This is a genomic window from Arthrobacter sp. CAL618, assembly GCF_000468215.1.
Lineage (GTDB): Bacteria > Actinomycetota > Actinomycetes > Actinomycetales > Micrococcaceae > Arthrobacter_D.
Map to the genome: position 1 here is coordinate 1 of NZ_ASZW01000042.1, position 1,866 is coordinate 1,866.

Consider the following 1,866-nt stretch of genomic DNA (forward strand, 5'->3'; position numbering starts at 1 on the left):
CGTCCGTTGTGCAGCAGTGTTAACCTAGGTCCATGCCAGAGATGCCTGAGGTGCAGGGACTCGTTGATTTCCTTCGGCGGAAACTCATCCCCGAGGACGGTCCGCCCGCCGTCGTCGCCGGTCTTGAGGTGGCGTCCTTTTCGGTGCTGAAGACAGCCAAGGTACCCGTGCAGTCCCTGGCTGGGCTGCAGGTTCAATCAGTTGACCGGCGTGGCAAATTCCTGGTGCTGGAGATCGGCGGGCTATTCCTGGTGATGCATCTGGCCCGCGCCGGGTGGCTCAGATGGTCCGACAGTCTCAGCACGGCACGCCTGAAGCCGGGCAAGGGGCTAATCGCGCTGCGGGTCCGGTTCGCGGACGCTGGCACCGAACCTGGACCCGGGGGNGGGTGAGCCGGGCTTCGACCTGACCGAGGCTGGGACCCGCAAGTCGCTGGCCGCCTACGTGGTCGAGAGCCCTGAGGAGGTTCCCGGGATCGCCAGGCTGGGACCGGATGCGCTTGAGTTGGACCTGGCGGGATTCAAGCCCCTGCTACACGCCCACGCTGGCCAGATCAAGGGGCTGCTGAGGGATCAGTCAAAGATCGCGGGAATTGGCAACGCCTACAGCGATGAAATCCTGCACGCGGCACGGCTCTCGCCGTTTGCCCTGGCCAACAAGCTCGACGACGACGCCGTCGCCACCCTCCACACCACCATGCACCACCTGCTGAGGACAGCGATCGAGGCTGCGTCCGGGCGGCCCGCCAAGGAACTCAAGGACACCAAACGGCAGTCACTGCGGGTACATGCCCGCACGGGCGAGGCGTGCCCGGTCTGCGGTGACACGGTGCGCGAAGTCTCCTTCGCGGATTCCTCGCTGCAGTACTGTCCCACCTGCCAGACCGGCGGCAAACCGCTGGCCGACCGGCGTACGTCGAAGTTCCTGAAGTAGCCGGCGCACCTGGCCGGTGCCGTGCGTCTAGCGTTCTGACCGGCCGGGCCTGAACCTTCGGTAACTGTAGACGATCAGGCCCAACGCAATGATGCCTGAGCCGATCATGGTGCCACCGGTGACCCAGCCGCCCGGCAGCCACCACCGGTCTTCCAGCGGCCACCAGCCGGGGACATCGGGTTGTAACCCCCAGATCACTCCCGTGGCCATGAGCGTCAGCGCGCTCAGCACACTGAGCACAATGCGGGGCCAGGTCAGCATGCCCAGCTCGGCCGCCTGCATGGCCCGCGCCATCACCGGGTGCAAGAGCCGTTCCGCCCAGGGATAGCGGAAGGACAGCACTGCCAGTCCGGAAGCGACCAATAGCAGGCCCGGACCGGGGAGGACCAACCCGGCAATACCAAGCACCACCAGTGTCCACCCGCCCACTTCAATGGCGACTCGCCGTATCCAGGGGTGCACGCGGTCCGCCTTCATCATTTGATTAGCTTGCCATATTCGGTCCGGCGCCCGCGCCCAGGAGCGAGCCCTGGGCCATTCGATGAGTCAGCGCCACCGGGACTCGCTAGGATGACAGGACGAGTTGAACAGCAACCAGAAGGAGCGCAATGACTGAGCAGCCTGAGCCGGAAAATGCGAACGCCGACGAGAAGTCGAAAGGCCCCGAAGGCACTATCCCGGAGTCCGAGGAGGGGGTAGGAGCAGGAGTCACTGAAGAGGCCTCGAGCTTTGAGCCCGAGGAACCCTCGGACGAAGACAACTAGCTCCCCGAACCAATTTTCCAGGTACTGAGCGTCGCGGAGCGGGCCGCGACGCATGGCACGATGCGCGGCGCCAGTACCTGGGTCCGATGCGCTCGTGTGCGGGGGAGTGGGGGTGCTAGCCAAGGGTGGGTGCGTGGGCCGGCGGTGCCGGAATGTAGACGTTGCCGGT

The 1,866-nt window shown here is 65.5% G+C and carries 2 protein-coding genes and 1 pseudogene; 2 read left to right on the plus strand and 1 reads right to left on the minus strand.

Annotated elements, in window-relative coordinates; all coding sequences use genetic code 11:
- Window positions 1-32 precede the first annotated feature (32 nt).
- Window positions 33-933, plus strand: a pseudogene (locus K728_RS18205) (DNA-formamidopyrimidine glycosylase family protein).
- 27 nt (window positions 934-960) lie between these two features.
- On the opposite strand, the gene K728_RS0102395 reads toward K728_RS18205, so the two are convergent.
- Complete coding sequence (locus K728_RS0102395; RefSeq protein WP_202805317.1) at window positions 961-1,395, minus strand: PGPGW domain-containing protein; 435 nt, start codon at window positions 1,393-1,395, stop codon at window positions 961-963.
- 146 nt (window positions 1,396-1,541) lie between these two features.
- Between K728_RS0102395 and K728_RS20815 the strand changes: the two genes are divergently transcribed.
- Entirely contained in the window at window positions 1,542-1,697 is a 156-nt protein-coding gene (locus K728_RS20815; protein ID WP_156911140.1) for a hypothetical protein, read from the plus strand.
- The last annotated feature ends 169 nt before the right edge of the window (window positions 1,698-1,866 follow it).